Origin of the sequence: Candidatus Angelobacter sp. (assembly GCA_035607015.1) — a bacterium.
In the GTDB taxonomy this organism is placed as follows: domain Bacteria; phylum Verrucomicrobiota; class Verrucomicrobiia; order Limisphaerales; family AV2; genus AV2.
In genome coordinates this window covers 1-7001 of sequence record DATNDF010000075.1, presented here as the reverse complement: position 1 = coordinate 7001, position 7001 = coordinate 1, and the positions used below count along the sequence as shown (strand labels likewise).

The following is a 7001-nucleotide window of genomic DNA, read 5'->3' as shown; positions in this document are numbered from 1 at the left end:
CACACGGAGACTTGGCACGACGACGAAGTTATCAAGCGGCGTCACCATGAGATTAAGGTTGGCCACGTACTGTTTCATGTTCGCGCCGCCCGACAGATCCATGAATCCTTCGTCGCGCTGTTGTCGGCGCGCATAGACCGGATCATACACGGGGTCGTAGCTGGTGCCATAAATCCGGCTTCCGGAAATGTCGGTATCGAGCGTGGTAAAGGACCCTCCCAGTGTCAGCGCGACTTTTTCGTTGAACCGTGTCTCTGTGAAGCCATGCACGTTGAACATGTCTTCCTTCAAACCGTCCTTTTGCGTCACATACCGGTCGGCCGTCGGCTCGTTGGGACGGCGATGAATTTCGCGCGAGTTGTTATTATCGAGAATCTCGTACCGGAGACCCAGGCCCACGTCCGTGTTGCCGATGGTGTGCTTCACATCACCTTGAAAAATGTCCCGCTTCTCGTCGATGTTTAGAAACGTCGGCACGATCGCGCGCGTGCCAAATCCGCCGGTGAGATTTGAATCACCCCATTCGGTCGAGTCCTTCGGGCCTTTGCGGAATTCGTGCGCGTAACGGAAAGTGATCTGCGGAATGTCCGGCAGCGTCAGCCCGCCTTCGAAAAAAGCCTCACCCCGGTCAATATGCAGTTCGTTGTCGTATAGCGAAAACCACTGGCCGTTTTGCGGAAAAAATCCGCCGCTGCCGTCATACCAGGTGCGAAATTCGTTGTAGCCTGCGCGAAGGTAACCCTTGTCCGGATCGGAAAGGCCCAATTGTATGGAGTAGTCGTGGTTGTCAAAAATGCCGTGACCGTCAATTTGAAAGATGCCTTTCTTGCCGACGTTCTCTTCCCAATGAAAGTCCTCCACGCCTCCAAATGGCCCTTTCCGCATTTGTTCGCGGCGCATGAACGACGCCTTGTCGCCGTCAATGAACGTGCTGCCGACACCGAGCGTAATCCAGTTGTTATACTCGGTTGCCGTCTGATCTGTCGTTTCAGCCGGTTTTTCCGCAGCCGGCTGTTTGTCACCCGCGGTCTTCGGCGCCGGCGTTTCCTGGGCGACCGCCATCAATGAACCGATCAGCCATGAGGCGGCAAAGACGCAGCCCGCCCCTTGCCCTCGCTTCCACCAGTCAGTTTTGAAGGTCGTTTTCATCTGAGGTCCTTTTTGTCAGCGTTGGTTGCGGGCTTAAAAGCGCATGGATGATCCGATTTGCGAGCCATGCACCGCCTCGTGACAGCCCGCGCTCCAGCAGGTGCCGCGGCTCAGGAACGACGTGTGATCCTGTCCGCCAATGAGGATTCTGCCCGGCGTGGCTTGCCGTTGGAAATGGCACTTGAGGCAGAGCGTCTGATTGCGTGAAACCAGCATCTTCGCGTTGACCGAACCGTGCGGCTCGTGACAGGTGGTGCAGCCCTCGCGCAATGCCTCGTGTTCGAACACGAACGGCCCGAACTGCGCCGTGTGGCACTGGCCGCAGGTCTCATTTTCTGAAAGCAACGATGTCCCGCCGGCCTTCACGGCGGGGCCCTTGTGCGGGTTGTGACAGTCCCCGCAGCTAACCTTGCCTTCGAGGACGGGGTGATGGTGCGGCAGATTGAACTGCCCGCGCTTGTCCAGATGGCATTGAAAACAGGTCTCCGGAGATTTGCGCGGATTCACGATCGTGCCGTGCGCGCCACCGGATGCATTGTGGATGCTGCCGGCGCCGTGGCATGACTCACAGCCGACGTCCTTCGCGTTGTCACCCGGCGCCTTCAACCGGGCGTGCGTGGCAGTTTTGAAATCACGAGTGATGACTTCGTGACATTGCGCACAGGTGTCCGAACCGACAAAGGTTGCCCCTGGAATGGCCGGCGGCGCCATCACGGTGCGCGTGACCGTGGCGCAGGAAATGGCCGCCACGGTCACCACCACGGCCGACGCAACGGCAACGAGTCTCCGGCGACTGACCTTGCCTTCACGCGAATCACCGCGCTCGGCGTGCGGATTATTCAATGGAGTTCTCATAGGTTCACCTGATTTTCGGAAGGCCTCTGAGGTTGTCCGAGACGTTCATTTCGCGCCAAAAATAGGCGGCTGAGCGAATGCGCGCTTCACCTCTTTTGTCCTTTGTTAAACGTTCGTTGGTTTGTCGTGGGTCTCACGCGCCGTGGCGGGCGGAGGGCCACGGGCGTAAACCTGCATGGGCCTTCCGGGTTTCTCTCTTCGAACCCGCCGGGCATGCAAGGTAACGTGTCCAGCAATTGCGGACTCTGCACAACGATCGGTGTTTGCTTTACAACCCTTGCGGCTGATTATGAGCGATCAGAGCGGTAAAGTGTCATTACGTCAAGCCATGTCTTTGCGCGCGCCTTTTAAATTTGCCAACGCCTACCTGGTCCGGCGCTCTGCGCACGCTTGCGGTTATTGACGAAGGGGACCAGCAATAAACGCAAAGGAGTCGCCAACTTCAGTGGAGTGTTTGCCGCGAGCGGCCAGTATGTGTATATCAATGCAAACACTGCTGTCGCCTATTGCGGGTGAGTCAAAGCCCATTCCCTCGTGCGAACGGGAAAACCGGGCGCCCGTGTCGAGCCCCCCCGGGCTTTCTCCGCGCGCTACGGCGTTTGGTTGTCCACGGGAGTTTTTCAACAACCGCTTCGTGTACACGGTGGTCTCGCCGCGCGCCCGGGGGTTGTCCATCGGCGTGAACATGAATCCGAACAAACACTGCAACTTCGATTGTGCGTATTGTGAGGTAAGCCGCGCCGATGCCGTGAGCACGAATGAGTTGAACGTGGACGTGATGGGCGCCGAGCTGGAAGAGACGCTGGCCCTGGCGCACACCGGCCAGCTCCGCGACCTTCCGGCCTATCGCAACGCCCCGCCCGAACTGCTCAAACTGCGCCACGTCACGCTCAGTGGCGATGGCGAGCCGACGACCTGCCCGGGTTTTATCGAGGCTGTTCATGCGGTCATGCACATCCGCGCACTGGGAAAGTTTCCCTTTTTCAAAATCGTGCTCATCACCAACGCGGCCGGACTGGACCTGCCGCAGGTGCAGAAAGGCCTGGGATTCTTCACGGCCCAGGACGAGGTCTGGGCCAAGCTGGACGCCGGGACCCAGGCGTACATGGACCGGGTGAACCGGCCGGATTGCCCGCTGGAGAAGGTGCTGGCGAACATCCTTTTGGTTGCCCGGCAGCGGCCGGTCGTGATCCAAAGCCTGTTTCCGATGTTGAATGGCCAGGAACCGCCCAGTGAGGAGTTGGATGAATACGTCAGACGTTTGAGCGAGTTAAAGGCAGGTGGTGCGCAAATACCGCTCGTGCAAATCTACTCCGCGACACGCCCGACTCCGCATTCCGAATGCGGCCACCTGCCTCTCAAGAGCCTCTCCCGGATTGCGCGTTTGGTCAAAACCGTGACCGGACTGAAAGCCGAAGTGTTCTGACCGTCTGGTCGACGGCACGCTGAACCGCCGGGCTGCGTGTCGTCCGCGCGGCCGGTCCGCCGCGCTGTTTAATTGCTTCTGAAGCATGCGGAGTGTTCTGGTGCATCAATGCGAGGTAGTTGTCTGCCTTGGAGCCGCGATAGGATCACTGTGCAGTTACCGTGAAGAACCGGGAATCGGGGTCGCCCGCGTCATTCGTGACTTGCAAGGCGCCCGTCGGGTTCGGCAGCGTGACCAGCGGAAACCAGTTTAAGGATACAGTCTGCTTGTGCTCCGCCCGGGGCCATATAGACTAGGCCGCGCGGACAAGCGTCAACCGGCACATCCAAGAAAAATGCATGCTGAACTTGAACAATTACTGGGTGACAGCGCGAAAAGCCTGCTCGAGCACGATTGCAGGACCATCCCAAGGGAAAAGCTGCATTTGCCGGGTCCCGATTTCGTTGACCGGGTATACGCGCAGACGGACCGTCCGGCCACAGTGCTGCGGAACCTGGGGCAGATTTTCAACCACGGCCGTCTTGCTGGGACCGGTTATTTGTCCATCCTGCCGGTGGATCAGGGCATCGAGCATTCCGCCGGGGCAAGCTTTGCTCCGAACCCCGACTATTTCGACCCCGGGAACATTGTGAAGCTCGCCATTGAGGGCGGCTGTAACGCGGTAGCCTCGACGCTGGGCGTGCTGGGCGCGGTCTCGCGCAAGTACGCCCATCGAATTCCGTTTTTGGTAAAGTTGAATCACAATGAATTGCTGACCTATCCGAATTCCTTCGACCAGATCTATTTCGCGCGGGTCGAGCAGGCATGGCGGATGGGAGCAGCGGCCGTCGGCGCAACGATTTACTACGGGTCACCCGAGTCACACCATCAAATCATCGAGACAAGCAAGGCGTTCCAACGGGCGCACGAACTGGGGATGGCGACCGTGCTCTGGTGCTATTTGAGGAATCCAGCTTTCAAGAAGGACAAAGATTATCACACCAGCGCCGACCTCACCGGACAGGCCAATCACCTTGGCGTCACGATCGAGGCGGATATCATCAAACAGAAGCAGCCGACGAACAACGGCGGCTATCGCGCGCTCGAAAAGTTCGGAAAGACGCACGAACTGGTCTATACACAGTTGACCACCGATCATCCGATTGACTTGACCCGATACCAGGTGGCCAACTGTTACATGGGCCGCGCCGGCCTGATCAATTCGGGAGGCGAAGCTGGAAAGGACGATTTTGCCGACGCCGTGAAGATCGCCGTCATCAACAAGCGCGCCGGTGGCACAGGACTCATTTCAGGCCGCAAGGCGTTTCAGCGTCCCATGAAGGAAGGTATCCGCTTGTTGAACTTCATCCAGGACGTTTACCTCGACAGGAGCATCACGGTTGCCTGAAAACAGGACACCGTGCCGGACCGAAAGCCCGAGGAGCGGAGCGTCTTCAGAGTCAAGGACCACTTGACCCCAGCCTTTGCGGGTGGCGGTCTTTCGTGGAAAATGTTCACCTATCGCGGAACAAAGGGGCTACGAACAGGTAAGGAACGTGACGCCGACCAGAGAGTCCGTCGATAATTTCCTCAAGGCGGTGGTTATTAGAAACGTTTTCACAAAGTTATTCACATTCGGGCCCTGTGAGTGCGCACGGCATCGAAGCTGCGAGTTGGAAGGAGTGCGAAAATGAACTGAAGCCGGTGGAGAATCGCGCAAACGACGTCGTGCCGGTGGCGAAGTCCGTGCTGAAGTTCCTCGCCGGATTTTATGCGTGCTCAATTCAAAGACTATCACGGAATTCTCGGGGTGTCCGACACCGCCGATGATGCGGAGATCAAAAGGGCATTCCGGAGACTCGCGCGACAGTTTCATCCGGACGTTGCGAGCGACAAAGGCGAAGCGGAGGAGAGATTCAAACTGATCAATGAAGCCTACGAAGTCCTGACCGGACGCGACAGGCGCCGTGGATCCTATCCGAGGAGAGCGAGCACGGACTGGCACCGAGATGTCCGCGGGTCCACCGGGTGGCACTCAAATCGGAGCAATACGAGCGGATCAGAGAATTGCAACGCCGGACACAGTCGTTTCGGGGAGACAGATTCGGGCCGTTCGTATGACACTTCCTTCCGATTCCGAAACGGTCGGAATTCAGACCCACGGGGGACTGAAATCGAAATGCTCGTTACTCTTGACGAGATGATACACGGTTCCGTCCGGCCGATTATCCTGTTTCAGGCAACCGGCTGCGAACCGTGCGGGGGGAGCGGTTGTCTGGACTGGCAGACCTGCCCGTCGTGCAATGGCACCGGTACAACCGTCCGGACGGAAACTTATCAGGTCAAGATCCCCGTGGGTGCGCGACACGGTCAACTCTTTCGCTTCCGGACTGCGAACGGCAAAGGGGTGAATCATTCATCGGTCGAGACGATCCTTTTAAGAATCCGCCTGGCGCCACATCCGATTTTCCGCGTGGAAAACAGCGCGCTGCATTGTGATCTCCGCGTCAACGCGTGGACCGTCCTGTTCGGCGGGACGGTCTCCGTGCCAACGCCGGAGGGAGCCGTCCAGATCAACGTTCCAGCCGGGCTTCGCGACGGGCAGAGACTTCGCCTGCGCGGTTGCGGCCTGCCTGGCGCCGGGAGTTCGCGCGATGACTTGTACGTCGTGGTTAGGATTCCAGCCGTTGATTGACGGGAGTCGGTTTGACGGATTATTTGTGACTCCGCCCTGACCCCGGCGCTCTTGATGGATACATGGGAGACCCGCCCCTGACTGCCTCCGATCGGCCGCAAAATACGTTGAGTGCTCGGCAAAACTCGTGGAGCGAGCAACGGAAAAAGGAACGTAATTGCGTTCGGAATGAAACCGGAAGCGGAAACATTCAGACCGAACGATGGAGACCGGCGTCCGTCGTCGTCGTCGTCGTCGTTCGCGACACAGATTGCAGTCCATCCTTTCCTCAAGGGGATGAGCGAAGCGCATCTGGAAATTGTGGCCGACTGCGCCATGGCCGCCAGTTTCCGGCGCGATGAAGTCATTTTTAGGGAAGGCGATCCCGCCAACCGTTTTTACCTTCTCCTGGAAGGAGAGGTGGTTCTGGAGTCCCGCGCCAGGGACCGCGGCACGATGTTCATACAAACCGTAGGAGCGGGCGACGTGCTCGGATGGTCATGGCTGTTCCCGCCGTATTATTGGCATTTCGACGCGCGCGTACTGCAGCCGGTGCGCGCGATCTTTCTTTACGGCACCCGCCTGAGGGAACGTTGTGATCAGGATCACGAGTTTGGTTATGAGTTGATGAAACGAACGGCAGAGGTCGTAATCCAGCGTTTACAAAAAACCCGTGAACACCTGCCCGCCATTTGCGGCGCGGCCGGTTGATTCATCCGGAAGAGGGAACCGCTCTGACCGGGTCTTGGGCCGTGATCGCCGCACGGCCTGTGTGGCGACTAGAAGCGGTTTCACAAGTGTCTGAGAGCGATGATGAGGCAGGCGACATGGAAAAAGGCGTTATACATCAACAGGGAGCGGTCGTAACGCACGACCAGCCGGCGGAAATTGCCCAGCCAGGCAAAGGTGCGTTCGACT

The 7001-nt window shown here is 58.4% G+C and carries 6 protein-coding genes; 4 read left to right on the top strand and 2 right to left on the bottom strand.

Annotation, left to right across the window (positions count from 1 at the left end; translation table 11 throughout):
• Window positions 1–1149, bottom strand: a 1149-nt coding sequence (locus tag VN887_03080; protein ID HXT38984.1) for a hypothetical protein, incomplete at its 3' end; no start/stop codon positions are given.
• Window positions 1150–1182: 33 nt separating this feature from the next.
• Window positions 1183–2004 (bottom strand): cytochrome c3 family protein, encoded by an 822-nt coding sequence (locus tag VN887_03075; protein ID HXT38983.1) that lies wholly within the window; start codon window positions 2002–2004, stop codon window positions 1183–1185.
• Window positions 2005–2563: 559 nt separating this feature from the next.
• Between VN887_03075 and VN887_03070 the strand changes: the two genes are divergently transcribed.
• From VN887_03070 to VN887_03055, 4 genes are all read left to right on the top strand, one after another.
• Complete coding sequence (locus tag VN887_03070) at window positions 2564–3430, top strand: radical SAM protein (protein ID HXT38982.1); 867 nt, start codon at window positions 2564–2566, stop codon at window positions 3428–3430.
• A gap of 334 nt (window positions 3431–3764) precedes the next feature.
• A complete protein-coding gene (locus VN887_03065; protein HXT38981.1) occupies window positions 3765–4817 on the top strand; it encodes a class I fructose-bisphosphate aldolase in 1053 nt (350 codons plus the stop codon).
• 771 nt (window positions 4818–5588) lie between these two features.
• A complete protein-coding gene (locus VN887_03060) occupies window positions 5589–6104 on the top strand; it encodes a DnaJ C-terminal domain-containing protein (GenBank protein ID HXT38980.1) in 516 nt (171 codons plus the stop codon).
• 168 nt (window positions 6105–6272) lie between these two features.
• Complete coding sequence (locus tag VN887_03055) at window positions 6273–6794, top strand: cyclic nucleotide-binding domain-containing protein (protein HXT38979.1); 522 nt, start codon at window positions 6273–6275, stop codon at window positions 6792–6794.
• Window positions 6795–7001 lie beyond the last annotated feature (207 nt).